Below are 25,599 nucleotides of genomic sequence, written 5' to 3'. Positions count from 1 at the left end.
CCGTCAGGGTACGAGCAGCAGCTTCCCCGTCGTCCGGCGGGCCGCCAGATCCTCGTGCGCCCGGCCCGCCTCGGCCAGCGGGTAGCGGCGCGAGACGTTGATGGCGAGCCGCCCCGACGCGATCCAGCCGAACACGTCGGAGGCCCGCCGCAGCAGCTCCTCCCGTTCGGCGATGTAGTGGACGAGCGTCGGCCGGGTGAGGAAGAGCGAGCCCCGCTTGTTGAGTATCTGGGGGTCGAGCGGCGGTACGGGGCCGCTGGCGGCGCCGTACAGGGCCATGAGGCCGCGCGGGCGCAGCACCTCCAGGCCGCCGTCGAACGTGGCCGCGCCGACCCCGTCGTACACCACGTCGATCCTGCCGCGCAGCGCCTCCACGAAGTCGTCGTAGCGCAGCACGTCGTCGGCGCCGGCCGCCCTGGCCTGCTTCTCCTTCTCGGCGGTGGACACCGTGGCGTGCACCGTGGCGCCCCTGAGCTTGGCGAGCTGGATGAGCAGCTGGCCCATGCCGCCGGCTCCGGCGTGAACCAGCACCTCGTCCCCTTCGCGCACCTCGTGGGTGGAGTGGGTGAGGTAGTGGGCCGTCATCCCCTGCAGCATCGCCGCCGCGGCCACGTCGGCCGGCACGCCGTCGGGGACGGGCACCGCCCGGGCGGCCGGGATCACGGCCTTCTCGGCGTAGCTGCCCAGGACGTTCGCCCAGGCCACGGTGTCGCCCACGGCGACGTCCCGCACGCCGGGCCCGACGGCGGAGACGGCGCCCGCGCCCTCGGAGCCGATGGGAGTGGGCAGGTCGAGCGGGTACGCGCCGGAGCGGTGGTAGACGTCGATGAAGTTGACGCCGCTCGCCGCGACGTCGACCACGATCTCCCCTTCGCCGGGGACCGGGTCAGGCCGCTCCACGTATTCGAGAACCTCTGGGCCGCCTGGGGCGGAGACGATGATGGCATGCATACTCCTAGTCAACTCCGGGGCCGCCCGATCATTCCCCCGGACCCCCCGCGGCCCGTCCGCCGAGACGGCCCGGCCTGGCAGGCGTACACATGTTTCCTGCGAGGTTTGCGGTGTCTCGGTAAGCTTGCGCGCCGTGAGCGGTGAAACCTCCCAGATCGGGCGCTACCGGCTGCTGAGCGTCCTCGGGCGGGGCGGCATGGGCACGGTGCACCTCGCCGAGGACCCGGCCGGGCAACGGGTCGCCGTCAAGGTGATCAACCCGGAGCTGAGCCAGTACGAGCAGTTCCGCATGCGCTTCCGCAGGGAGGCCGACGCCGCCCAGAGGGTGCGCAGGTTCTGCACGGCCGCCGTGATCGAGGCCGCTCTCGACGGCGACCAGCTCTACGTCGTCACCGAATACGTGCCGGGCCCCAACCTGGAAGAGGCCGTGCGCAGGTCCGGCCCCCTGCGCGGCTCCAGCCTCGACGCGCTGGCCGTGAGCGTGGCCACCGCCCTCACCGCCATCCACGGGGCGGGGGTCGTCCACAGGGACCTCAAGCCGTCCAACGTGCTGCTCTCGCCCGTCGGGCCGCGCGTGATCGACTTCGGCATCGCGCGGGCGCTCGACACGCTCGGCGGCGTCACCGGCACCGGCGAGCTGGTCGGCACGCCCCGCTACATGGCCCCCGAGGTGCTGCGGGGCGACCCGGTGTCCCCGGCCTGCGACGTGTTCTCGTGGGGGTGCCTGGTCGCGTACGCCGCCAGCGGGCGGGCGCCGTTCGGCGGCGACACGCTGCCCGCCATCGTCTACCAGGTGCTCAACACCGAGCCGAACCTTGCCGAGGTCGATCCCGGGCTGCGCGAGCTGGTCGGGGCGGCGCTGCGGAAGGACCCGGCCATGCGGCCCACCGCGCAGCAGCTGCTCGACCAGCTCGTCGGGCGCTCGGCCGTGCCCGAGCAGGCGGCGCAGACCGTACAGGTGGCCTGGCAGCAGGCCACGGCGGCGTACACGTCGGTCCAGCGGCCGCCCAGGAAGAACCCCACCAAGCTGATCGCCGGCGTGGCGGCCGCCGCGGCGCTGCTCGTGGCCGGGGCCGTGACCACATGGGTGCTCGTCTCCCCTGGAGGGCCGCCCGACGACCTCGGCGTGCTCTACCGGGAGGACTTCACGCAGACCTCCAGCGGCTGGGACGGCACCTACGACCCCGACGTCACCACCAGCTACGGCTATCGGTCGGACGGGACATACGGGCTCGACGCGGAAAGCCTGACCGGGCAGCGGCGGGCGAAGGCCCCCATACCCTTCCTCATCGCCACGCCGACCGACACACCCGACCCCTCCGCGACGCCCACGCCGATGCTGCCCGCGTCCGTCGTCGTCTCCGTCACCGCCGAGGTCAAGAGCCACACCGGCAGCGGGGAGTACGGCGTGTACTGCCACGACATCGACGATGACGACGCGTACTACGAGTTCGTGCTCGACACGGCGGGCAAGGCCCGGATCCGGCGCGTCGTGGACGGGGCGGGCGGGGAGCTCGCCTCGCCGGTGCAGGTGGACGGGCTGCCCGGCAAGGCGCGAGTGGTGGCGTCGTGCGAGCAGGCCGGGTCGGCGGTGCGGCTGACGATGTGGGTGAACGGGGAGCAGGTGCACCAGGTGGAGGATCCGAACGGGCTGGCGAACGGATATGTGGGGTTGTTCGCGCGGACGCCCAAGGACGGGCGGTCGGTGTTGAAGACGGCGTTCGACGACTTCGAACTACGCGGCCAGAAGCAACCCTGACACTCCCACCTTGGCACCTGGTCCCTTGGCACCTGAGGGTCACCTTGGCGCCTGAGGGTCACCTTGGCACCTACGGCTCACTTGGCACCTGAGGGTCACCTGGCACCCAGGGCCCACCTAGCACCTGGGGTGTCACAGAACACCGGCACGGGCGGCGGCGAGGGCCGCGTCGGCGGCGCGGTCGGCATCCCGCTCGGTCACCGGCTCGTGCGCCACGAACAACCGGTAGTAAACGGGCGCGACAGCGACCCTGATCACCTCTCTGACATCGACGACGTCGGGCAGCTCACCCCGCCTGACCGCCCGCCGTACGACTTCGGCCGACTGCTCGTGCCGGGCCTCGAAGAAGTCGTGCAGGGCACGCGCGGCGTCGGGATCCTGCATCGCGGCCGCCACGAACGCCGACGACACCGGCCCCAGCTCCGGATCGTCGAACCCGCTGCGCACCAGATGAACAATCCCGCGCAGATCACCCTCGATCGAGCCGGTGTCAGGAACGGGCCACGGCTCCTCCTCGGCCAGCTCCAGCGCGTCGGAGATCAGCCCAGCGACGTTGCCCCACCGCCGGTAGACGGTCGTCTTGTGCACGCCTGACCGTTCGGCGACGTTCTCCACCGTCAAACCCCGGTAGCCGCGCTCGACCAGCTCGGCGAGCGTGGCCCGCCGTACGGCGTCGCGAACCCGCGCGCTCCGCCCTCCCGGCCTCTTGTTCGGTTCCAAAGGCTACTCCAGTTGCATTAACCCTCACCGGCCTGGCACACTAAAGCTACAACGGTTGCGATTGGAGTGCCATCCTGATCAGCCTTCGAAAGGTTTCCAAGTCGTACGGCGAGCGTGCCGTGCTCGTCGACGTCTCCATGTCCGTGGGGCTGGGCGAGCGGGCCGGCATCGTCGGGGAGAACGGCTCGGGCAAGTCCACGCTGCTCCGGCTGCTGGCCGGGGTCGAGCCGCCCGACGACGGAGACGTCACGACCGCCGACGACACCGGCTACCTCAGCCAGACCCTCGACCTCCCACCCAGCCACACGGTCCAGCAGGCCGTCGACGCCGCGCTGGCCGACCTGCGCGCCATGGAGCGGCGGATGCGCGACCTGGAGTCCGCCCTCGCGAACCAAGCCACACCCAGGCGCACGGAGGCCACGGCCGAGACCGACGAGGCCCGGACCAAGCGCGGCGACGCCGTCACCGCCCAGCACGGCGAGCCCACGGCCGAGTGCGGCGAGGTCCCGGCCCGGTGCGGCGAGGTCCCGGCCCGGTGCGGCGAGGTCCCGGCCCGGTGCGGCGACGCTGGCACGGCCCAGCATGGCGAGGCCACGGCCGTGAGCGACGAGGTCCCGACCGAGCACCACGACGCCGTCACCGCCCAGCACAGCGAGACCACGGCCGAGTGCAGTGAGGTCCCGGCCAAGTGCGGTGACGCTGGCACGGCCGAGCATGGTGAGGCCACGGCGCAGCGCAGTGACGTAGCGACGAAGCGCGGCGAAACCACGGAGAGACGCGGCGAGGCCACGGCGCAGCGCGGCGAGGCCACGGAGCAGCGCGGCGAGGTCGCGACGAAGCACGATGAGGCCACGGATAATCGCGGTGAGGTCGCGATCGAGTACGCCGACCTCATGGACGAGTACGGCGAGCTGCTGACGGCCTACGAACTACGGGGCGGCTACGAGGCGGACGCGCGAGTGGACAAGGCGTTCCACGGGCTGGGCCTGTCCCACGTGGGCCGCGACCGGGTGCTGTCGAGCCTGTCCGGCGGGGAGCAGGCGCGACTCGGCCTGGCCTGCGTCCTGGCCGCCGCACCCAGGGTGCTGCTGCTGGACGAGCCCACCAACCACCTCGACGAGTCGGCCCTGACCTGGCTGGAGTCCCGGCTGCGCGAGCACCGGGGCACGGTCGTCGTGGTCTCCCACGACCGCGTCTTCCTCGACCGGGTGGCCACGACGGTGATCGAGGTGGAGCACGGCGCGATCACCCGCTTCGGCGGCGGCTACACCGGTTTCCTCGCCGCCAAGGCCGCGGCGAGGGCCCGCTGGGAGCAGTCGTACGCGGCATGGTGCGAGGAGGTGCGGCAGGTCCGCGAGTACGCGGCCACGACCGCCCACCGGGTGGCCGCGGGCCGGCTGATGCGCGACAACAACAAGATGGCCTACGACCGCAACGCCGGCCGGGTGCAGAGCTCGGTGGCCAGCCGGGTCCGCAACGCACAGGAGCGGCTGCGCCGGCTGGAGGCCGACCCGGTGCCCCGCCCACCCGCTCCCCTGCGTTTCCGCGGCACCTTCACCAGTCCCGGCCCCGAGACCACCCCGAAAACCGGACCACACCAGCGGCCCCGCCCCGAGGAGGACGTGGCACTCCAGGCCGGGCATAGGTTTCCTGACCCGGAGCGGGAGTCTGCTGATCCAGAGCAAAGATCTCTTGACCCTGGGCACAGATTTATCCACCCGAAGCCCAAGATTCTGGGCCCGAGACATAAACCTTTCCACCCGAGCCGCGATCACGGGGACCCGAGCGATGGTCACCGGGACCCGAGCGGTGGGCACCGAGACCCGAGCGATGGTCACCGGGATTCGAGCGGTGGGCACGGGGACCCGAGCGATGGTCACCAGAGCCCGAGTGGCGGTCACCAAGACCCGAGCGGCAGCCACCCGGAGCTGATCGACGTACACCCGGACCCGAGCGACGTGAACCATGACACGGAGCATGGGGACGCGCGAGCTCAGGTGCTCGTAGCGCTGCGTGACGTCCGGGTCGGTGACCGGCTGCACGTGCCTTCCCTGACCATCCGGAGCGGCGACCGGCTGCTGGTCCGCGGCGCCAACGGGGCCGGAAAGTCCACGCTGCTCCGGACCATCGCCGAGCACGGGCGGGCCAGGGTCGGATATCTGCCGCAGGAGGTCACGTTCGACCCTGACCTGACGGTTCTCGACGCCTACGGCTCCGGCTATGCGGACGAGCGCCGGGCAGCTCTGCTGGACACGGGCCTCTTCGCGCCGGGGGCGCTCGACCAGAAGGTGGGCACGCTGTCGGTCGGGCAGCGGCGCAGGCTGGCGCTGGCCGGGCTGCTGACGCGCGAGTACGACCTGCTCCTGCTCGACGAGCCGACCAACCACCTGTCGCCGGTCCTGGCCGAGGAGTTGGAGCAGGCGCTCGACGCCTATCGAGGCGGGCTCGTCGTCGTGTCTCACGACCGCGCCCTGACCCGGCGCTTCCGGGGGACTGAGATCACGCTGGTAGGAGGACGCATCCATTGAGCAGCACCACGCCGAGTCGGGCCACGCCGAGTCGGGCCACGCCGAGTCGGGCCACGCCGAGTCGGGCCACGCCGAGTCGGGCCACGCCGAGTCGGGCCACGCCGAGTCGGGCCACGCCGAGTCGGGCCACGCCGAGTCGGATCACGCCGAGTCCGGGCAGACCAAACAACGAGGGGCAGCACATGTTGACCGTGATCGATGAGGGCACGCCGTACGGCATCGCCACCGGGCCGGATGGTGTGCTCTGGTTCACGCTCGTCCACCAGGGCCGGATCGGCACGATGGTGCCGGGCCAGAAGCCGGTGGTCCATCAGCTCGCACAGGCCGACGGGCAGCCGACCGTGATCACGCCGGGTCCTGACGGGGCGATGTGGTTCTCGGAAGGCCAGGGCGGCCGGGTCTCCCGGATCACCGCCGAGGGGCGGGTGACCTCTCATGAGGCGGATTCACCGTACGGGATCGTCGCCGGGCCGGACGGCGGCATGTGGTTCACCCAGATGCGGATCGGGCGCATCGGGCGCATCGGACTCGATGGGGAACGGGCGGACTTCGAGGTGCCGGTGGAGGGAGGCATGCCCGCGTTCATCACGGCCGGTCCGGACGACGCCCTCTGGTTCACGATCAACCAGGGCAACGCCATCGGGCGCGTTTCGCTCGGAGGTGACGTGACCGTGCACCCGCTCCCGACGGAGGGTGCCGCACCGGTGGGCATCACGCTGGGGCCGGACGGGGCGCTCTGGTTCGTGGAGATCGGTGCGGGCCAGGTGGGCCGGATCTCCACGTCCGGCGAGATCACCGAATACCCGCTTCCCGACCGGGCCGCACGTCCGCACGCGATCATCACCGGCCCGGACGGCGCCCTCTGGTTCACCGAGTGGGCCGCCGGCCGCGTCGGCCGCATCACGGTCGATGGTGCGATCGAAGAGCACGCGCTCCCGCCCCTGCCGGCCGAACTCAGAGCCGAGGCGGGGGTCGGGGACGGGGATGACGGTGCCGTCCGCAAGGCCGAGCCGCACGGGCTGACGGTCGGCCCGGACGGAGCCATCTGGGTGGCCTTGGAAGCAGGCGCCCTGGCCAGGCTCGGGTAAGGGGCGGTACGGGCGAAGGGCGGCGCAGTGCCGACGCTTGGTGGTGGGCGCCTCATCCCGGGTCAAGAGCGGCGCAGTGCCGACGCTTGGCGGAGGGCGCCTCAACCCGGGTGAGGGGTGGCGTGGGGGCTGGCTTTTGGGGACGGGGCCTCGGCTTGGTGAGGGGCCAGCGTCTGCGTCGACTTCCGGCCGGCGACGAGGTGCTCTGCCCCACCGAGCATATCCGCGCATCGTGAGGCTCAGCCGATCACGGGGACATTTCTGTGCGCTCCGGAACGACGTCGGGCCAAATCTCCCGAGGATCCCCGATCGAGGATGACTTGTACCAGGCCACCCCGAAAGCGGCCACGGTGGGAGCGAGGCCGGCGAGCATGGTGATCAATGTGGACCACCGCCAGCCCATGAACTTGGTCACCCAGTCGATCGTGATGTCGAACCGCCCGGCCACTCTCAACGCGGCGATCGCCAGGAACATGGCCGCGGAGAAGGACAGCGCGGCCCAGTGAATCACCTCAAGAGCATGGACCGATTCCGCGATGGCGCGCGCCATTTTCCCGACCTCAATGGTCAGCCGGTTTCCCTCGTCGATGAAGGTGACCATCTGTGCGTCGGCGCCGCGGCTCGCCTCGCCCTCCCAGAACGCGGTCACCGCCCGGCGCACGGCGTCGGTGTCGTGCCCGAAGGCCTCGCCAAGCTCGAAGGCGATACGCCGCAGGTCCTCGACCGCCCGGTCGAGAGGCTCGCCCGATTCCACCACCACCGCCGCCCACGCCAGGGCTCCGGCGACGACGGTCCAGCTCATTTTCCTGCCGAGGGCCAGATGCTCTTCGGTTGCCTTGCTCCACGTGGACAGCCTGGTCCTCAGAGGGTTTGCCCCCGAGAGCTCGACATGTTGACGCTCCAGGTCCTCGATGAACGCCAACCTCATCATGCGCTCGTCGTCGTAGGCCATTTCCGCCACGCCGGTGAGCCCACGCAGTCCCAGCCCGGCGATGCCGCCCGCGAGTCCCTGGAAGTACGGCTCCCTGAAGGTCTCGCCGATGCCTTCCCACATGCTCGGCCCTTGTCCGTAGCCGAAGTCGTCCTCCTCGGGCAACGACAGCGAGGGCCCCGGACCTCCCGCCTGCTGGGCCGTCGCCACGACATCCAGGACATGCCTGCCGGCGCTCGTTTCCGCCCTGCTGTAAGAGGTGCCGGTCGTCTGCAGTGTCTTCGCAACCCGGCGGGCCTGCGTCGCGCCGCGGTCGAACGCCGATCCGAGTTCGGACCAGATGTCGTTGAACCCGCGCCGCGCGGGCCACTCGCCCGCGACCCCGAGGGCCAGGCCGGGGAGCGACGCGACGTCGCCCCGATAACGAAGATCGTCCAGCCTTCCGGCGATCATGTCGAAGTCCATCGCTCCCGGGCCGAAGGGGTTCCCCTGGATCGCGTATCCCTCGGTCATTCGCAGGCGCCCTCAACTCTCACCGATGCTTCGACCGATGATGATAACGGCGGCGTGGTCGAAAAGATCTCCCTGCCGCCCGACAGCCATGCGGTAGCGGTGCATCAAGCGCCTGGCCATCATGTCGATCAGGCGCGCCGGCCGGCTTGGTGGCCATCGGCTGGTCGGCGACTTGCGTTCGGAACGCGGAGAACATATGTTCGACTTATAGCGCCCGCCTTCCCCCGGGTGGCTCACCATACGACCAGAGCCGCGGGGAGAAAGCGTCTTGAGCAGACTCTATGGCGATCCGATAGAGGTGTGGACCCGGGACGGGGAGCCGACCCAGTTCGTCTGGCGCGACCGGCTCTATCTCGTCCGCCGGGTCCTCGACCACTGGGTGGTCGCGCGCGAATGGTGGAAGACCGGCGAGGGCGACCCCGGCGAGCGCCGGTTCTGGCGGGTGGAGGCCAGTCCCGGGCGCGAGGTCGGCTCGTACGAGCTGCGTTACGACACCGCCGCCAACGGCTGGCTGCTGCTGAGGGCGTGGGACTGATGGCGCCGCCGTTCGCGCACCTCAGCGTGTGCTCCGCGTACTCCATGCGTTACGGCACGGCCTTCCCGCAGGCGCTGGTCCGGCGGGCGGTCGATCACGGGATGGACATCCTGGCCCTGACCGACCGCGACGGGCTCTACGGCGCGATCAAGCACGCCCATGCGTGCGCGGACGCCGGCATCTCCGCGGTCCTCGGCGTGAATCTGGCGCTCGACGCCCTGCCCCCGCTGCCGGGGTTCGGGGTGCCCGGGCTGGACATGCCGGGGCGTCACCGTCCGCATGGCCCGAGGACTCCGAGGACGGGGCCGGACGCGGAGGACCGCGTCACGGTGCTGGCCCGTTCCGGAGGCTGGTCGCGCCTGTGCCGGCTGGTCACGGCCGCCCATTACGCGGGTGAGCGCGGCGCGCCGAAGGTGACCCGCGAGCTGGTCGGCGAGTGGGCCGGCGGGCCGGGCGAGCGCGGAGTCGGCGCAGGGCGCGGATTCGCAGGGCGCGGATTCGGTGCCGAGCACGGGTTCGGTGCCGAGGACGGGCTCGTGGTGCTGCTCGGCCCCAGGTCCGACGTGGGCAGGGCGGTGGCCGCGCGGCGTGACGAGCAGGCGAGGACGCTGCTCGGCCTGTGGCGCGCCGCGGTGCCCGGGGTGGTGGTCGAGCTGGTCGACCAGTACGGCTTCCGCGACGCCACCACGGCCGTGCGCATGCTGGGCCTGGCCGAGTCCATGGGCGTCCCCGCCGTGCTGACCAACGCGGTGCGCTATCTCGACCCGGCCGACCACCAGGTGGGCGACGTGCTCGACGCGGCCCGCCAGCTCGTCCCGCTGCACCCGCGCCACCTGGAGCGCACCACCTCCCACGCCTACCTCAAGAGCGGCAAGGAGATGCGGCAGGTGGCGGCCAGGGTCTGCGGCGGGGACCAGGAGCGGGTGGCACGGCTGCTGTTCACGACCAGGCGGCTGGCCGAGGCGTGCTCGGTGGAGCCGGCCAGGCTGCTGGCGCTGCGCCAGGAGCCGCCCGACCTGCACCTGCCGGACGTCGGCCACGACCCGGTGCCGCTGCTGCGCGGCCGCGTCGAGGAGGGGCTGGTCGCGCGCGGCCTCGGCCGCTCGGGCGAGGCGAGGGAGCGGCTCAGGGCCGAGCTGGACATCATCGAGCGCAAGCGCCTGTCCGGATATTTCATCGCCGTGTCCGGCATCACCGACATGATTCGCGGCATGGGCATCCGCTGCGCCATCCGCGGCTCGGGCGCGGGCAGCCTGGTCAACTACCTCATCGGCATCGGCGAGGTGAACCCCCTCGACCACGGCCTGCTCATGGAGCGTTTCCTGTCGGAGGGCCGCATCGGGCTGCCCGACATCGACGTGGACGTGGAGTCGGCCCGCCGCCTCGACTGCTACAAGGCCATCTTCGACCGCTACGGCGAGGACAGCGTGGCCTGCGTGTCCATGATGGAGACCTACCGGGCGCGCAGCGCCATCCGCGACGTCGCCGGGGCCATGGGCCTGCCGCCGCACGAGATCGACGCCATCGCGAAGGCGTTCCCGCACATCAGGGCCAGGCAGATCACCGCGTCGCTGCACGACCTGCCCGAGCTGCGCGACAGCCGGCTCGGCGAGGTGGGGCTGGAGCGGGTGTTCCGGCTGGCGGAGAGGCTCGACGGGCTGCCCAGGCACATCGCGCTGCACCCGTGCGGCGTGCTGGTCGGCAACGCGGGCCTGCGCGACAGGACCCCGGTCGAACGCAGCCTGCTGGAGTTCCCGATGTCGCAGTTCGACAAGGAGGACGTGGAGGAGGCCGGGCTGCTCAAGCTCGACGTGCTGGGCGTGCGGATGCAGTCGGCGATGGCGTACGCGCTGAGCGAGATCAAGCGGGTGGACGACATCGTGGTCGAGCTCGACACCCAGAGCGGCGACGAACCGGACGTCCAGTACGTGCCGCACGACGACCAGGACACGTACGACATGATCTGCGCCAGCCGCACCCTCGGCTGCTTCCAGATCGAGTCGCCGGGGCAGCGCGAGCTGGTCGCCAAGCTGGAGCCGCGCAGGATGCACGACCTGATCGTGGACATCTCGCTGTTCAGGCCCGGCCCGGTCAACTCCGACATGGTCACCCCCTACCTGGAGGCCAGGCACGGGTGGCGCAAGCCGTACTACCCGCACGAGAGGCTGCGCGGCGCGCTGAAGGAGACGCACGGGGTCGTGGTCTTCCACGAGCAGGTGCTCAGGATCATCGAGGTGATGACGGGGCGCGACCTGTCGTTCGCCGAGATGCTGCGGCGCACGCTGGCCACGCCGGAGGGGCGGGAGCTGGTGCGCAAGACGTTCGTCCCCATGGCCAGGGCCCAGGGCTTCGACGACGCGGCCGTCGAGCGGGCCTGGCAGGTGCTGGACGCGTTCGGGGCCTTCGGGTTCTGCAAGGCCCACGCGGCGGCGTTCGCGCTGCCCACGTACCAGTCGGCCTGGCTCAAGCGGCACCACGCGGCGGCGTTCTTCGCGGGGGTGCTCACGCACGAGCCGGGCATGTACCCGCCGCGCGTCATCATCGACGAGGCCAGGCAGTGCGGGATCAAGATCCTGCCGCTCGACATCAACAGGTCGGCCAAGGACTGGCAGGTGGAGCGGCTGGGGCTGCGCGTGCGTCCCACCGCGCTGGAGGGCGCCTCGTCCCCGGTGCGCAGGGAGTTCAAGGCCGCGGAGATCGGCAAGGGGTACGCGCTGCGGGTGCCGTTCTCGGCGGTCAAGGGGGTGAGCGAGGCCGAGGTCGAACGCATGATCGCCGGGCAGCCGTACACGTCGCTGGCCGACTTCTGGGACCGTGCCCGGCCCTCGCGGCCGACCATCGAGCGGATCGTGCAGGTCGGCGGGCTGGACGCGCTCCACGACCTGCACCCGGGCGGCGCCCGCTGGCGTCCGGGCGAGCTGACCCGCCGCGACCTGATCGCCCAGGTGGGGGCGCTCGAACGGGCCTCGTCGATCGGTGTGCGCTCGGGCCCGCGCGCCTCGCGGCACTACGTCTCCCGGCCCTCGCGGCCGGCCCGCGAGGAGGAGCCGTCGGTGCAGCTCCCGCTGGGCTTCACCGAGCACCTGCCGCCGGGGGAGCTGCCCGAGATGACCGAGACGGAGATGGTCGAGGCCGAGCTGGAGATCCTGGGCATCGACATCAGCCGCCACGTCATCAGCTTCCACGACGAGCTGCTCGACGCGCTCGGAGTGGTACGTTCCAGGGATCTGCTCAAGCAGCGCAACGGGGCGGAGGTGCTGGTCGCGGGGGTCAAGGTGGCCACGCAGACGCCTGCCGTGCGCTCGGGGCAGCGGGTCATCTTCACCACGCTCGACGACTCGACGGGGCCGATCGACCTGACGTTCTTCGAGTCGGTGCAGGGGCGGTGCGCGGCGACGGTGTTCGGCTCGTGGGTCATGCTGGCCAGAGGAGTGGTCAGGCGCACGGGGACACGGGCGGTGTCGCTGCGGGCGGTGGACTGCTGGAACCTGGCGGACCTGGACGGGCTCTGGCGCGCGGAGGGCATCGAGGCGGTCCGCGCGCTCCTCGCCGACATGCCGGACGCCAAGGCGGAGGGGGTGCGGGGCCGCAGGATCGAGTACGCCAACGGCTTCCGCCTGTCGCCCTACTCCGACCTCGGCCCCGCCGTCACCGCCACCCCGCCCAGGCGGCTCTGGCACGCCAGCCCCGGCAGTTCCGGCCCCACGGCCGCCTGAAGGCCCCACGGCCGCCCCCGAAGGCCCCACGGCCGCCCCCGAAGGCCCCACGGCCGCCCGAACGACCGAGCCGGGGTCAGTCCGGGCGCGGGGCCGGGTCGGCGGTCACCGAGCGGAGCAGGGGCCGGCTCAGCGCCCCCGCGCCGATCACGCCGGCGAACCCCACGACGACGCACCCCGCCAGCGTGATCACCCCGACCGTGCTCATGCCCCCGATCATGAACGGCGTCGCGCAGAACACGCCCACCAGGATCGCCCCGCCGCCCATCACCGTCAGCGGGATCAGCGTCTCGGCCCGCCTGGCCCGGTCGAGCACCTCCAGCGGCGTGCCCGCCAGCCGCAGCAGCCCGTACGTCTGCCGCCGGTCCAGCACCGACGACGCCGCCGTGATCCCCGAGCTGGCGATGGCCACCAGGAACGACACCGACAGCACCACGATCGTGCCCACGCGCACGTCGGCCAGGATCTGGATGCCGAACCGCTGGTCGTCATCCGCCGTCGTCGGGGTGCGCCCGGGGACGAGCCCGGCGAGCGCGGTGCGGGCCCGGTCGATCGTGGCCGTGTCCGCGCCGCTGCCCAGGGCGGCCACCACGACCTTGTCGGACGACTCGCCGGTGACCTTCACCTCCGCGGTGACGCCCGCCGCCCGCAGCCGGTCCCTGGCCTGTCCGGCGATCTCGGGCGCCTGCGCGGCGGGCGCCGAGACGCGGAGCTGGGCGGGCGCCTCGTCATCGGCGAACAGGCCGGGGCTGAGCAGGCCGAGGAAGCCCGCGACGAAGCCGGTCAGCGCGACGCCGCTCACGGTGCGCCAGGCGGCGCGCGGGTCGTCGACCAGCCTGCGGCCCGCCAGCAACCGCGCGGGCGCCCGCGCGGTCCTGGCCGTGACGCGCCCGATCAGGCCGACCACCCACGGACCCGTCACGTTGAGGCACAGGAACGCCAGGCCGACCGCCACGGCCACGATCCCGACGCTGGACCCCCGGCTCAGCATCGGGAAGACGGCCAGCACGGCCAGCAGGGCGACGACCCGGACGAACCGCATGGCGGGCGGCGTCTCGCGCCTGGCCACCCCGAGCGGGCTCACCACGACGCGCCGCAGCCCCACCACCGCGGACAAACCCACCAGCAGCGGAACGGCCACCAGCACCCCGGCCAGGATCAGCGGGTGCGGGAACAGGTCGGAGACGAACCACGTACCGCCCGCGATCGGGATGCGGGCCAGCAGCGGCGCCGCGGCGGCGTAGCCGGCGGCGCCGAGCAGCGCGCCCGCCAGCGCGACGATCACCGCCTCGGCCACCGTCATGCGGACGACCTGGCCAGGCGTCGCGCCCACCAGCCGCAGCGTCGCGAGCCGCTGGTCGCGCCGGGCGACCGTGAGCCGGGCCGCCGCGCCCCCGAAGACCAGCAGCGGCACGACCATGAGCACGCTCGCGACGAGCGTGAGCGCCCGGTACGCCTCGGAGTCCTCCGACGGGGTGCCCGCGAGGCTCGCCACCCGCGCCGGGCCCTTGCCGAGGATCCAGTCGTCGCTGCGCGCGGCGGTCAGCTCGGGGTCGTCCGGCTCGTGGCCGACGACCACGACCAGCTCGCCGGGGTGGACCAGCGCCTCGTCGCCCAGCACGCCCTTGGGGTGCGGGTAGCGCCCGGCGAGCTGGTCGGCGGGGAGCCGCTCGGCCAGCTCGGCCAGCGCCGGCGACAGCCACACCTCGCCCGGCGCGGGAAAGCGCGGCATGCCGGGGGGAGCGGGCGCCCCGGCCTTCAGCGCGGCCAGGTCGACGACGGTGATCGCCTGGTCGCCGACGAAGTCGAAGCGGGCCGCCTCGACGGCGACCGCGCCCTCCTTGAATGGGCCCTCCTCGACGGGTACGGGATTGCGCCAGGCGCCGCGCTCGCCCCTGGCCGCGAAGGCGAAGTTGGCGGCCACGGCGAACAGCAGCAGCGCCGTGGACACGATGACGGCGCCCAGCGTGAGCCAGGTGCCCAGCAGGCTCTTGCGGCCGCCGCCTCTGAGCAGCCGCCAGGTCAGGTCGAGGTTCACGCCCGTGCCCCCCTCGCGGCCAGGAGGTGGCCGTCGCGGACCTCGACCGTGCGGTCGCACCAGGCGGCCACGTTCGGGTCGTGGGTGACGACGATCAGGCTGGCGGCGTTGTGCTTGGTCGCCTCCACCAGCAGCCGCATCGTGTCCTGCCCGGTCTGCTGGTCGAGCGCCCCCGTGGGCTCGTCGGCGAACACCACGGCCGGCTTGCTCACCAGCGCCCGCGCGATGGCCACCCGCTGCGCCTGCCCGCCGGACAGCTCGCCGGGCCGCCTGCCCTCCATGGAGTGCAGGCCGAGGGGCGCGAACCACTCGCGCGCCTGCCGTACGGCCTGCGCCCTCGGCACCCCGCCCAGCATGAGCGGGAGCGCCACGTTCTCCTCGGCGGGCAGCTCGGGCAGGAGCTGGCCGAACTGGAAGACGAAGCCGAAGCGGGTACGGCGCAGCGCGCTGCGCCGGCGCTCGCCCATCGCGTCGATGCGCTGGCCGAGCAGGTGCACCTCCCCGGCGTCGGGCCGCATGATGCCGGCCAGGCAGTGCAGCAGGGTCGACTTGCCGGACCCGCTCGGCCCCATGATCGCCACGGCTTCGCCGCCTCGTACCGCGATGTCCACGCCGCCCAGGGCGACCGTCTGCCCGAACCTCTTGGTCAGGGCCCGTCCAACAAGCACGTCGTTCATGCCGTCCAGGCTCCCGGCCGGGCAGGGGGCGGGGGATCGGCCGTGCGGCCGTTTCCGCCTCGGCCGAACGGCCGATCCTTAGAGTTGAGGCCGTGACTATTCGGGTGCTCATCGCCGACGACCAGCAATTGGTACGAACCGGCTTCCAGATGATTTTGGACGCTCAACCGGACATGGAGGTCGTCGCCGCGGTGGCGGACGGCGCCGAGGCGGTGTCCGAGGCCCGGCGGCTCAGGCCGGACGTGTGCCTGCTCGACATCAGGATGCCCAAGCTCGACGGGCTGGAGGTGACCCGCGCGCTGGCCGGCCCGGGCGTGGAGAACCCGCTGCGGGTCGTCATCGTCACCACGTTCGACCTGGACGAGTACGTGTACGGCGCCCTGCGCCACGGCGCGACCGGCTTCCTGCTCAAGGACAGCGGGCCCACGCTGCTGATCGAGGCGGTCAGGGCCGCCGCGGCGGGCGACGCGCTGGTCTCGCCCTCGGTGACCGTGCGGCTGCTGCAGCACCTGGCCAGGCCGAAGCAGGCCGCGCTCCCGGTGAACGACCCGCTGACCGACCGCGAACTGGACGTCGTGCGCCTGGTGGCCAAGGGATGCACGAACCAGGAGGTGGCCGCGGAGCTGTTCGTGTCGCTCTCGACGGTGAAGACGCACCTCGGCAGTATCTTCACCAAACTCGGCGCCAGGAACCGGGTCGAAATCGCAGCTTGGGCGTGGGAATCCGGCGTGGTGAGCTGATTAACAGCGGGGCTCCCGGGATACAAGTGAATCAGAACCTCAGCGCATGGCCCGGGGGGAGATCATCGTGCGCTACGCCTCACCGCCGACGAGAGCCGCCTCTGCCGTTCACGTGACGCTTGCCGCCCAGGTCCTCTCCCTCGGCGCCCTCGTGACCTTCGAGCACGCCCGTGGCCGCGACCTCGCCGTCCAGCTCGCCGCGTTCGGCGGCCGCCCGCAGGGCGCCGACGCTGAGGCCGTGGTGGGGGCGGTGACCGCGTTCGCGGTGCTGATGATGCTGGTGGCCGGCACCTCGATCGCCGTGGCCGCCGCCTACGTGACCTGGCTCGTGCGGGCCAGGCAGGCCAATGACCGCTCGGCCGCTCCCGGCCCCGTGGCGGTCGCCTGGCTGGTGCCCGGCCTCAACCTGGTGGCGCCGGTGGTGCTGGTCGACGGCGTGTGGCGCGGCGCCCGGCCGCCGGCGGGCCGCCGCGGCCGGTGGCTGGCGCTGCTGGCCGGGTGGTGGCTGAGCTGGCTGGCCACGCTGGCGATGGTCACGATCCGGCTCCCGCTCGACCCGTCGGCCGGCGGGCTGACGGGGGTGGGGCTGCCGGAGCTGGCCTGCTCCGCGGTGGCCGCCCTGCTATGCGCGGGTACCGTACGCGAGCTGACCCGGCTCCAGCGCGCCGCCCGCGCGCCCCGGGCCGCCGAGCCGGGCACCGTGCGCACGTTCTCGCCCCAGCCGCCCCACCCGGCGCCCGGCTCCACACCGATCGGCCGCACCGGCTGACTCAGCCGAGCACCAGGTCGCGGATGAGCTTGAGCGAGGGCTCGTCGCGCGGCCCCATGACCAGCAGGCTCGTGACGGGGCTGCGGCGCCAGAGCTCCAGGCGCTCCTTGATCCGCCCGGCCGGCCCGACGAGCGAGATGCCGTCGGCCAGCTCGTCCGGGATCGCCCGGAACGCCTCGTCCTTCCGCCCGGCCAGGTACAACGACTGGATGTGCTCGGCGGCCTCGGCGTAGCCCATCCGGCCGATGATGTCGGCGTGGAAGTTGTGCCGCCTGGCGCCCATGCCGCCGATGTACAGCGTGAGCATCAGCTTCACCCCGTCCAGCGCCGCCCGCACGTCGTCGGAGATCACCACCATCACCATGGCGGCCACGTCGAAGCCCGGGGAGGCACCCGACAGCGCCTCGCCGTACATCTCCTCGATCTTGGAGGGGAACGCGAACAGCGGCAGCCAGCCCTGGGCCACCTCGGCGGCCAGGGCGACGTTCTTGGGGCCTTCCGCCCCGAGATAGAGGGGGATGTCCTGGCGGAGCGGATGCGTGATGAGCTTGAGCGGTTTGCCCAGGCCGCCCGGCAGTGGCAGCGGGTAGTGCGGTCCGTCGCTGGTGACCGGCTCCTCGCGGCGCCACACCTTGCGCATGATCTCGACGTACTCGCGGGTCCTGGCCAGGGGCCGGGCGAACGGCCGGCCGTACCAGCCCTCCACGACCTGCGGGCCCGAGGCGCCGACGCCGAGCAGCAGCCGGCCGCCGGTGAGGTGGTCGAGGGTCATCGCGGTCATGGCCGTCGTGACGGGCGGTCTCGCCGAGATCTGGGCGATGGAGGTGCCCAGCTTGATCCGGCTCGTACGCGCTCCGTACCAGGCCAGCGGGGTGAAGACGTCGCTGCCGTACGCCTCGGCCGTCCACACCGAGTCGTAGCCGAGCCGCTCGGCCGCCAGCACCGACTCGGTGGCGTCGTCGGCGTGGCGCTGCCAGTAGCCGAGGTTCAAACCGAGCTTCATGTGCCACCTCCGGGATCAAGTTTTATTACGGCCGCGCCGGCCCAACGTGTCAATGGGAGATCCTCCGGGGAAGTGACACTCTGTGGTCAAGCGTCTGTGTCGCGTAGCCTGCCTGCTTCTTCTGCTCCTGCCGGCGGCCGGGGCGACGACGGCCCGGAGCGAGTCGCGGCCGAACATCGTGCTCGTGCTGGCCGACGACCTCGAGACGGGCACGCTGCCGTACTTCCCGAACATCACCCGGCTCGTCCGCCAGGGCACCTCGTTCGACCGCTTCTTCGTGACGAACTCGTGGTGCTGCCCGTCCCGCTCGTCGATCCTGCGTTCCCAGTACGTCCACAGCCATGGCGTCCTGACCAACACCGCCCCGGAAGGCGGGTTCGATCGCTTTCACACTCTTGGTCTGGAGCGTTCCACCATCGGGACGTGGATGCAGCAGGCCGGATACCGCACGGCGCTCATGGGCAAGTTCCTCAACCACTACCCGGGCGAGACCGCCGACGAGAGCTTCGTGCCGCCCGGGTGGAACGAATGGCACGTGCCGGTCACCCACCTCTACGAGGAGTACGGCTACCGGCTCAACGAGAACGGCACCCTGGTCGACCACGGCTTCCAGGAGCAGGACTACCTGTCCGACGTGCTGGCCCGCAAGGCGACCGACTTCATCACCGGCTCGAAGGGCACGCCGTTCTTCCTCTACCTGGCGCCCATCGGGCCGCACAACCCGGCCAATCCCGCCGTCCGGCACGCGAACGCGTTCGCCGGGGCCACGGCGCCGCGCACGCCGTCGTTCAACCAGGAGGACGTGAGCGCCGAGCCGCTCTGGCTGCGGACGCGGCCCCCGCTCTCGGAGGTGGACGTCGGCGAGGTCGACGAGCGCTACCGCGCCAGGATGCGCTCCATGCTCGGGGTGGACGACCTCGTCGGCTCCGTGGTGCAGGCGCTGAAGAAGAGCGGCAAGCTCAACAACACCTACATCTTCTTCGGCTCCGACAACGGCTTCCACCTCGGCACGCACCGGCTCAAGCAGGGCAAGACCACGCCGTTCGACGAGGCGATCAGGGTCCCGCTCGTCGTGCGCGGCCCCGGCGTCAAGGCGGGCGCCACGATCAGCCGGCTCGGCTCCACGGTCGACCTGGCCGCGACCTTCGCCGACCTGGCCGGGGCCACGATGCCCCCGTTCGCGGAGGGGCGGTCGCTGGTGCCGCTGCTGAAGGGCCACCCACCCGGGGAGTGGCGCAGGAACGTGCTGGTCGAGTTCGTCCGGCCGACCAACAGGTCGTCGGCCGCCCAGACCCCGGTGCCCGGCTATCAGGCCCTGCGTACGGAACGGTACGCCTATGCCCGTTACGAGACGGGAGAGCGGCAGCTCTACGACGTGCACGCCGATCCGTACGAGCTGCACAACCTGGCAGGCAAAGCCGATCCCGCGCTGCTGGCCGGGCTCGACGCGCGGCTGACCGCGATGGTGACCTGCTCGGGCGCCACCTGCCGGGTCGCCGACGCCCGCGAGTGACCTCCGCTCAGTGCCCGAACAGGGAGGGGTAGGCGTGCGCGAGATGCTCGGAGATCGCCCGCGCGGCCTCGTCCGTCTCGCCGCGCTCGATGGCCTCCAGGATGCGCACGTGGTCGGCGCGCAGGACGGACGTGTCGCCCAGGCGGCGCACGGCCTCGACCGAGTACCTGCGCATCGAGTCCCGGAGTGAGCGCATGATGGCGGCGATGAGCCGGTTGCCCGACGCGTCCGCGATCGCGCAGTGGAACGCCGTGTCGTGCTCCACGAACTCCTCGGGGGAGGCGGCCCGGTCCATCCCGGAAAGGGCGGTGGCGAGCGCGGAGGTGTCGGCCCGCGCGGCGGCGGCCTGGGCGGCGGCCCACTGCTCGATCATGTGCCGGGTGTCGATGACCTCGCGCATCTCCAGGCTGGCCAGGCCCAGGTGGAGCCTGAGCAGGTCGGTGAGCGCGCTGTCGGGGCGCGAGGTGAGCACGGCCCCGGCGTCCGGGCCCCGTCCCGCCTGGGAGGACACCACGCCCAGGGTCTCCAGCACGCGCATGGCCTCGCGTACGGAGGAGCGGCTGACGCCGAGCTGCTCGGCGAGCTGGCGTTCGGCGGGCAGCCGGTCGCCCACGGTCAGGCCGTCCTCGGTGATGCGCCGCTCGATCTGTGCGAGGACGTCCTCGAACGTCCGCGTTCGCTTGACGGGACGCCACCCGCTGCCGTCCAACGGAGCCCCCTCGTGGTAGCCGGAGTTGATGTGGTTCGGTATGGTCTGACCATACTGTGGTCGGACCATACCTTGGAAGGAGAGTCGTGCAAGTCGCCCTGTTCATCACGTGCGTGAACGACACGCTCTTCCCCGGCACCGGCAAGGCCGTCGTGTCGCTGCTGCGCAGGCTGGGCTGCGACGTGGACTTCCCCGCCGCCCAGACGTGCTGCGGCCAGATGCACGTCAACACCGGCTACCGGGAGGAGGGGGTGCGGCTGGCCCGCCACTTCACCGAGGTGTTCGCCGGGTACGACGCCGTCGTCGCGCCGTCGGGCTCGTGCGCGGCCATGGTGCGCGAGCAGTACCCGAAGCTCGCCAAGCCGGGCAGCAGGGGAGCGGCGGCCATCGCGGAGGTCGCGCCGAAGGTGTACGAGCTGTCCGAGTTCCTGATCGACGTGCTGAAGGTGGAGGACGTCGGCGCATATTTCCCGCACCGGGTGACATATCACCCGACGTGCCACTCGCTGCGCGGGCTCCACCTGGGCGACCGGCCCACCAGGCTGCTGCGGAACGTGCGCGGCCTGGAGCTGGTCCCGCTGCCCGGCTCCGAGGAGTGCTGCGGCTTCGGCGGCACGTTCGCGGTCAAGAACCCGGCCGTCTCCGCCGCGATGGGCGCCGACAAGACCCGCAACATCCTGGACACCGGCGCTGAAGTGCTCTGCGCGGCGGACAACTCGTGCCTGATGCACATCGGCGGCACGCTGCGCCGCCAGAAGACCGGCGTCAGGACGATGCACCTGGCCGAGATCCTCGCATCGACGGAGGAGACCCAGTGAGCGCGACATTCCTCGGCATGCCCGGAAATTTCCCGGAGAACTCTGCTAAGGCCGTGCAGGACTCGCAGCTCCGCTTCAACCTCCGGAAGGCCACCCACACCATCCGGGGCAAGCGCGCGGGCGTCGTCGGCGAGCTGCCCGACTGGCAGGAGCTCCGCGCGGCCGGCAAGGCCATCAAGGACCACACCCTGCGCAACCTCGACCGCTACCTGCTCCAGCTGGAGGAGGCGGTCACCGGGGCGGGCGGCACCGTCCACTGGGCCAGGGACGCCGCCGAGGCCAACCGCATCGTGACGGACCTGGTCAAGGCCACCGGCGAGACCGAGGTGGTCAAGGTCAAGTCGATGGCCACCCAGGAGATCGAGCTCAACCAGGCGCTGGCCGAGCACGGGATCACCGCGTACGAGACGGACCTGGCCGAGCTGATCGTCCAGCTCGGCGACGACTTCCCCAGCCACATCCTGGTCCCGGCGATCCACCGCAACCGGTCGGAGATCCGCGAGATCTTCCTGGACAGGATGCCGGACGCGCCACGTGACCTGACCGACGACCCGCCCGCGCTGACCGAGGCGGCCCGGCTTCACCTGCGCGAGCGCTTCCTGCGGAGCAAGGTCGCGATCTCCGGGGCCAACTTCATGGTCGCCGAGACGGGCACGCTGGTGGTGCTGGAGTCGGAGGGCAACGGCCGCATGTGCCTGTCGCTCCCGGAGACGCTGATCAGCGTCGTCGGGATCGAGAAGCTGCTGCCCTCCTGGCGGGATCTGGAGGTCTTCCTCCAGCTGCTTCCGAGAAGCTCCACGGGCGAGCGGATGAATCCCTACACGAGCATGTGGACCGGCTCCGTCGAGGGCCAGGACTTCCACCTGGTCCTGCTGGACAACGGCCGCACCGACGTCCTCGCCGACGAGGTGGGCCGCCAGGCGCTGCGCTGCATCCGCTGCTCGGCCTGCCTGAACGTGTGCCCCGTGTACGAGCGCGCGGGCGGCCACGCGTACGGCTCGGTCTATCCGGGGCCGATCGGCGCGATCCTCACGCCGCAGCTCAGGGGCATGTCGTCGGAGCTGGACGCCTCGCTGCCGTTCGCCTCCAGCCTGTGCGGCGCCTGCTACGAGGTCTGCCCGGTCGCCATCGACATCCCGGAGGTGCTGGTCGACCTGCGGGCCAAGGCCCCGCACGCCGCCGCAGAGCGGGCCGGCATGAAGGTCGCCGGCTGGATACTCAACGACCACAACCGGCTGGCCAGGGCGCAGCGCGCGGCGACGCGGGTGCGCGGATTCGTACCGAAACGCCTGCCGGGACCGCTGTCGGCGTGGACCGACACCCGGGACGTGCCGGAGATCCCGGAAGAATCCTTCAGAGACTGGTGGGAGCGGAATGAGCGCGCGTGACGAAATCCTGGCCAGGATCGGCAGGGCCGTCGCCGGGGCGGAGGACGTGGAGATCCCGCGCGGCTACCGTGCGGGACGGCAGGCGGAGGGCCTGGTCGAGCTGTTCGCCGAGCGGGTGGACGACTACCGGGCCATCGTGCACGTGCTGCCCGCCTCCGAGGTGCCCGCCAAGATCGACGAGAGCGTCGCGGGCCGCCGCATGATCGTGCCCGACGGCTTCGACCGTACGGGCGGCTGGAACGACCTCGGCACGGCCGACGGCGTCATCACGTCCTGTGCCGTGGCCATCGCCGAGACCGGCACGATCGTGCTCGACCACGGCCCCGGCCAGGGCACCCGCGCCCAGACGCTGGTCCCCGACTACCACCTGTGCGTGGTGCGGGCGGACCAGATCGTGGCCGGGGTGCCGGAGGCCGTCGCCCGGCTCGACCCGGCCCGCCCGCTCACCTGGATCAGCGGCCCCTCGGCCACCAGCGACATCGAGCTCAACCGGGTCGAGGGCGTGCACGGCCCCCGTACCCTCGAAGTGATCATCAGTACCTGAGCACGGCCGCCACGTCGGAGACGGCGTCGGAGAACCACAGCTCCGCGTCCGTCATCGCGGCGGCCCTGGCCAGGGCGGCGTCCGAGCGCTCCTTCACCGGCTCGCCGACGCCCCAGCGGTGCAGCTCCTCCGGGTCGGTGGCGAGCTGGGTGCCGCCCTCGCCGATCCAGATGGGCTGCGGCAGCTCGCCGGGCGTCAGCACCGCCTGCACCCGGCCCTCGCGCAGCGCCTGCGCGACGCGGGCCATCCCGGTGGGCCCGGACATCTCCTGGTGGCGTTCGAGCAGCTCGGCGCGCTTGCGGTCGAGCCAGTCGTCGAGCGCCCGCTCCACGTCCTCCTCGAACTGCCCGTGGTCGGCGCGGCTGCCGTGCTCGACCATCATCACCCGGTCGGCGGACTTGGTGCCGAGGTGATGCAGCAGGTACGAGCGCGACTTCGGCTCGCCCGCGACCAGGATCAGCTCCGCGCCGATGCGGCGGACCTGGTCGTCGATCTCGCGGGCCACGGCCACGGCGTTCTTCTCCCAGGTGTCGTCCACCGCCCGCTCGTACCGCTTCTGCGACCAGCCGCCCTGCGCGGTCTTCTGCAGCGGCCAGTCGGCCGCCTCCACGACGGCGCTGCGCGGCGACCCGCCGCCGAAGACGGTCAGCTCCGCCCCCGCGTGGTCCACGATGACCCGGATGTGTGGGACGTTCTCGCCGCGCATCATGAGCATCGGCGTGACGTGCGGCAGCGGCGACCAGGAGGCCACCTCGTTCGGCGTCCTGGACAGCGACTCGGACAGCACCACGTCGCCGTGCGTGGCGAACAGCGCCCGGCCGGGGGCCGGCCGCCTGGCCTCCTCCTCCAGCGCCTCCAGAGTGGCCTTGTCGGCCTCCTCCAGCTGGTCGCGCACACCGTGCCAGTGGGTCTCCCGCTCAGGGCCGGTGTACGCGCCGACGTACACGGACGCGTACGGGCCCCGCCGCTCGTACAGCGGGCGGACGAAGTCCAGCCGCACCGCTCACCACCTCCGCTTCTCCACGCCGAGCCCGAGGGCCTTGGCCACTTCCGCCACGTTCGCGTAACTGCGGTCGGGAAGGGACTGCACCATGTCCGTCACCTGGTCCGGTGCGCCCGTCTCCTCCGCGTGCTCCGCCAGGTCGTCCTTGGACGCCGGCCAGCGGGCGTCGCTGAGCCACTTGGCGAGGTCGCTACGGACGTCGACGCCCTGCTGCGTGATGCCGGACGGGGTGCCGGGCTCGTGTCCTGGCGGGTACGACTGCTGCGACTCCTCGCCGGCCGCCGGCATGGCCTCGGGCTGCTTCCACTCCTCGGCGTGCGTGGTGCCGCCGCCGCGAACCATGCCCTCGGTCTCGTGCTTCTGCTGGTCGTCGAGGCGTGGACCGTGCTTGTCGCTCCCACGTTGCTCCATAGTCCCCTCACTCCTCTCAATTGCGCCCCTACCCCCGCTTTGGTGGGCAAACATCGCGTGTGTAGCCTGCCCAGCGTGTTCGACCGTGACCTGAGCATCGCCACGGAACGGCTCACGCTGCGGCCGTTCAGCCCCCGGGACGCCGGCCGGATCCGGTCCATCGTGCGGTCCGGCGCCCGCTTCCTCCCGCCCGGCGCGCCCGCCAAGCCGTCCGGCGTCGACCACTGGCTGGCGGTCGGCGTCCACGAGCTGCGCCGCTCCGGCCAGGGCGTGCACCTGGCCATGGCCGACGCCGAAGGGCTGGTCGTGGGCGCGATCAGCCTGTTCAAGACCTCGTGGAGCGCGGGCACGACCGAGGTGGGGTACGGCGTGCATCCCCTCTACCGGGACCGCGGCTTCGCCACGGAGGCCGTGCGCGGGCTGGCCGGCTGGGCGTTCGAGAACACCCGGCTGCGCCGGATCGACCTGACCGCCAACCTCGACAACCTGGCCTCGCTCCGCGTGGCGCTCAAAGCCGGCTTCACTTGGGAGGGCGTGCTGCGCGACGCGGTGCTGGACGAGGACGGCACGCACGACCTGGTCGTGTTCGGGCTGCTGCGCGGGGACGGCCGCGCGCCGTCCGACGCCCTGCCCAGGACGGAGCTGCGTACCGGGCGGCTGCTGCTGCGCCCCGCGTCCCCGTCGGACGTGGCCGACCTGGCCGCCACCGCCGCCGACCCCCTCACCCAGGCCAGGACCGGCGTGCCGCGCGGCTACACGCAGGAGCACGCGCGGGCGTTCATCGACTTCTCCGAACGGATGCGGATGAGGGGCGCGGGCATCGCCTGGACCGTCGAAGGGCTCGAAACCGGGCGGTTCGCGGCGAGCGTGGACCTCAGAGATCTCGACTGGACGAACCGGACGGCCGAGGTCGGCTACATGACCGCGCCGTGGGCCCGTGGCAGGGGGTACGCGGGCGAGGCCGTGGTGGCGATCGCGCGCTGGCTGTTCGAGCGGCACGGCTTCGGCCGGCTCCAGCTCCGCGCGGCGGTGGCCAACACGGCGTCCCAGCGGGTGGCGGAGAAGGCCGGGTTCGTCCGCGAGGGCGTGGCCCGCGCCTCGCTGGGCGGCGAGGACCTGATCGTCTACAGCCTCCTCCCGTCGGACCTGGCCTGAGCACCGGCTCCTTTGCCTGGCAGGGGACACCGGACTGACCCTTGCCACCCTTTGTGAAACCTCCCCGCACCCGTCACCCTGGAGAGGAGG

The 25,599-nt window shown here is 72.0% G+C and carries 21 protein-coding genes; 12 read left to right on the top strand and 9 right to left on the bottom strand.

All coding sequences use genetic code 11. The features are described 5' to 3' along the window. Positions 1-3: 3 nt before the first annotated feature. Positions 4-951, bottom strand: coding sequence for a quinone oxidoreductase family protein (locus FH608_RS33045; RefSeq protein ID WP_139634292.1), 948 nt, complete (start codon positions 949-951; stop codon positions 4-6). Between the two features lie 133 nt (positions 952-1,084). Between FH608_RS33045 and FH608_RS33040 the strand changes: the two genes are divergently transcribed. Next, on the top strand, positions 1,085-2,710 hold the full coding sequence (locus tag FH608_RS33040) for a serine/threonine-protein kinase (RefSeq protein ID WP_226900111.1): 1,626 nt from the start codon (positions 1,085-1,087) through the stop codon (positions 2,708-2,710). A 132-nt stretch (positions 2,711-2,842) separates the two neighbouring features. Here the strand turns inward: FH608_RS33040 and FH608_RS33035 are convergent, their stop codons facing one another. Further along, positions 2,843-3,430 carry a TetR/AcrR family transcriptional regulator gene (locus FH608_RS33035; protein WP_139634290.1) on the bottom strand — a complete coding sequence of 196 codons (588 nt, stop codon included), beginning with the start codon at positions 3,428-3,430 and terminating at the stop codon, positions 2,843-2,845. Between the two features lie 119 nt (positions 3,431-3,549). Here FH608_RS33035 and FH608_RS53115 point away from each other — a divergent pair, with 119 nt between their 5' ends. Together FH608_RS53115 and FH608_RS33010 are read left to right on the top strand one after the other, a co-directional pair. Further along, complete coding sequence (locus tag FH608_RS53115; RefSeq protein WP_226900110.1) at positions 3,550-5,958, top strand: ATP-binding cassette domain-containing protein; 2,409 nt, start codon at positions 3,550-3,552, stop codon at positions 5,956-5,958. 182 nt (positions 5,959-6,140) lie between these two features. After that, complete coding sequence (locus FH608_RS33010; RefSeq protein ID WP_139634288.1) at positions 6,141-7,046, top strand: Vgb family protein; 906 nt, start codon at positions 6,141-6,143, stop codon at positions 7,044-7,046. A 247-nt stretch (positions 7,047-7,293) separates the two neighbouring features. Here the strand turns inward: FH608_RS33010 and FH608_RS33005 are convergent, their stop codons facing one another. Next, on the bottom strand, positions 7,294-8,490 hold the full coding sequence (locus FH608_RS33005) for a hypothetical protein (protein WP_226900109.1): 1,197 nt from the start codon (positions 8,488-8,490) through the stop codon (positions 7,294-7,296). 268 nt (positions 8,491-8,758) lie between these two features. Between FH608_RS33005 and FH608_RS33000 the strand changes: the two genes are divergently transcribed. Together FH608_RS33000 and FH608_RS32995 are read left to right on the top strand one after the other, a co-directional pair. Continuing rightward, positions 8,759-9,025 carry a DUF6504 family protein gene (locus tag FH608_RS33000; protein WP_193318762.1) on the top strand — a complete coding sequence of 89 codons (267 nt, stop codon included), beginning with the start codon at positions 8,759-8,761 and terminating at the stop codon, positions 9,023-9,025. Further along, positions 9,025-12,741, top strand: a complete 3,717-nt coding sequence (locus FH608_RS32995) for a DNA polymerase III subunit alpha (protein ID WP_193318775.1) — start codon at positions 9,025-9,027, stop codon at positions 12,739-12,741. Before FH608_RS33000 ends, FH608_RS32995 begins: the two co-directional genes overlap by 1 nt. 76 nt (positions 12,742-12,817) lie before the next feature. Here the strand turns inward: FH608_RS32995 and FH608_RS32990 are convergent, their stop codons facing one another. Continuing rightward, the gene (locus FH608_RS32990) at positions 12,818-14,779 is read right to left on the bottom strand and encodes an FtsX-like permease family protein (RefSeq protein WP_139634286.1); all 1,962 of its coding nucleotides are present in this window, start codon (positions 14,777-14,779) and stop codon (positions 12,818-12,820) included. After that, on the bottom strand, positions 14,776-15,456 hold the full coding sequence (locus FH608_RS32985; protein ID WP_139634285.1) for an ABC transporter ATP-binding protein: 681 nt from the start codon (positions 15,454-15,456) through the stop codon (positions 14,776-14,778). Before FH608_RS32985 ends, FH608_RS32990 begins: the two co-directional genes overlap by 4 nt. Before the next feature lie 92 nt (positions 15,457-15,548). On the opposite strand from FH608_RS32985, the gene FH608_RS32980 reads away from it, so the two are divergent. After that, positions 15,549-16,196: a response regulator gene (locus FH608_RS32980; protein ID WP_139634284.1), complete on the top strand. Its 648-nt coding sequence runs from the start codon at positions 15,549-15,551 to the stop codon at positions 16,194-16,196. A 46-nt stretch (positions 16,197-16,242) separates the two neighbouring features. Continuing rightward, positions 16,243-16,965 (top strand): DUF4328 domain-containing protein, encoded by a 723-nt coding sequence (locus tag FH608_RS32975; RefSeq protein ID WP_139634283.1) that lies wholly within the window; start codon positions 16,243-16,245, stop codon positions 16,963-16,965. A gap of 1 nt (position 16,966) precedes the next feature. Here FH608_RS32975 and FH608_RS32970 read toward each other — a convergent pair whose 3' ends face one another. Further along, on the bottom strand, positions 16,967-17,968 hold the full coding sequence (locus tag FH608_RS32970) for an LLM class F420-dependent oxidoreductase (protein ID WP_139634282.1): 1,002 nt from the start codon (positions 17,966-17,968) through the stop codon (positions 16,967-16,969). A gap of 82 nt (positions 17,969-18,050) precedes the next feature. Between FH608_RS32970 and FH608_RS32965 the strand changes: the two genes are divergently transcribed. Continuing rightward, positions 18,051-19,481, top strand: coding sequence for a sulfatase family protein (locus FH608_RS32965; RefSeq protein WP_139634281.1), 1,431 nt, complete (start codon positions 18,051-18,053; stop codon positions 19,479-19,481). A gap of 7 nt (positions 19,482-19,488) precedes the next feature. On the opposite strand, the gene FH608_RS32960 is transcribed toward FH608_RS32965, so the two are convergent. Continuing rightward, entirely contained in the window at positions 19,489-20,190 is a 702-nt protein-coding gene (locus FH608_RS32960) for a FadR/GntR family transcriptional regulator (protein WP_139634280.1), read from the bottom strand. 86 nt (positions 20,191-20,276) lie between these two features. Between FH608_RS32960 and FH608_RS32955 the strand changes: the two genes are divergently transcribed. From FH608_RS32955 to FH608_RS32945, 3 genes are read left to right on the top strand one after another with little or no spacing between them, the layout of a single operon-like run. Continuing rightward, entirely contained in the window at positions 20,277-21,008 is a 732-nt protein-coding gene (locus tag FH608_RS32955; protein ID WP_139634279.1) for a (Fe-S)-binding protein, read from the top strand. Next, positions 21,005-22,396: a lactate utilization protein B gene (locus tag FH608_RS32950; RefSeq protein WP_193318761.1), complete on the top strand. Its 1,392-nt coding sequence runs from the start codon at positions 21,005-21,007 to the stop codon at positions 22,394-22,396. The genes FH608_RS32955 and FH608_RS32950 overlap by 4 nt, the downstream gene beginning before the upstream one ends. After that, a complete protein-coding gene (locus FH608_RS32945) occupies positions 22,383-22,940 on the top strand; it encodes a LutC/YkgG family protein (protein WP_139634278.1) in 558 nt (185 codons plus the stop codon). Before FH608_RS32950 ends, FH608_RS32945 begins: the two co-directional genes overlap by 14 nt. Here the strand turns inward: FH608_RS32945 and FH608_RS32940 are convergent. Next, positions 22,930-23,940, bottom strand: a complete 1,011-nt coding sequence (locus tag FH608_RS32940; RefSeq protein WP_139634277.1) for a baeRF2 domain-containing protein — start codon at positions 23,938-23,940, stop codon at positions 22,930-22,932. The two genes, FH608_RS32945 and FH608_RS32940, sit on opposite strands and share 11 nt — an antisense overlap. 3 nt (positions 23,941-23,943) lie before the next feature. Continuing rightward, positions 23,944-24,354 (bottom strand): DUF2795 domain-containing protein, encoded by a 411-nt coding sequence (locus tag FH608_RS32935; protein WP_139634276.1) that lies wholly within the window; start codon positions 24,352-24,354, stop codon positions 23,944-23,946. 75 nt (positions 24,355-24,429) lie between these two features. Here FH608_RS32935 and FH608_RS32930 point away from each other — a divergent pair, with 75 nt between their 5' ends. Then, on the top strand, positions 24,430-25,509 hold the full coding sequence (locus tag FH608_RS32930) for a GNAT family N-acetyltransferase (protein ID WP_193318760.1): 1,080 nt from the start codon (positions 24,430-24,432) through the stop codon (positions 25,507-25,509). The last annotated feature ends 90 nt before the right edge of the window (positions 25,510-25,599 follow it).

Origin of the sequence: Nonomuraea phyllanthi (assembly GCF_006334985.2) — a bacterium.
Taxonomy (GTDB): Bacteria; Actinomycetota; Actinomycetes; order Streptosporangiales; family Streptosporangiaceae; genus Nonomuraea; species Nonomuraea phyllanthi.
This window is presented reverse-complemented; position numbering and strand designations above follow the sequence as displayed.

Bases quoted from the DNA above. Each gene is read 5' to 3' on its own strand.
- FH608_RS33045 (WP_139634292.1), bottom strand. From the start codon at position 951: ATGCATGCCATCATCGTCTCCGCCCCAGGCGGCCCAGAGGTTCTCGAA.
- FH608_RS33010 (WP_139634288.1), top strand. From the start codon at position 6,141: ATGTTGACCGTGATCGATGAGGGCACGCCGTACGGCATCGCCACCGGG.
- FH608_RS33005 (WP_226900109.1), bottom strand. From the start codon at position 8,490: ATGACCGAGGGATACGCGATCCAGGGGAACCCCTTCGGCCCGGGAGCG.
- FH608_RS32995 (WP_193318775.1), top strand. From the start codon at position 9,025: ATGGCGCCGCCGTTCGCGCACCTCAGCGTGTGCTCCGCGTACTCCATG.
- FH608_RS32985 (WP_139634285.1), bottom strand. From the start codon at position 15,456: ATGAACGACGTGCTTGTTGGACGGGCCCTGACCAAGAGGTTCGGGCAG.
- FH608_RS32975 (WP_139634283.1), top strand. From the start codon at position 16,243: ATGGCCCGGGGGGAGATCATCGTGCGCTACGCCTCACCGCCGACGAGA.
- FH608_RS32970 (WP_139634282.1), bottom strand. From the start codon at position 17,968: ATGAAGCTCGGTTTGAACCTCGGCTACTGGCAGCGCCACGCCGACGAC.
- FH608_RS32945 (WP_139634278.1), top strand. From the start codon at position 22,383: ATGAGCGCGCGTGACGAAATCCTGGCCAGGATCGGCAGGGCCGTCGCC.
- FH608_RS32935 (WP_139634276.1), bottom strand. From the start codon at position 24,354: ATGGAGCAACGTGGGAGCGACAAGCACGGTCCACGCCTCGACGACCAG.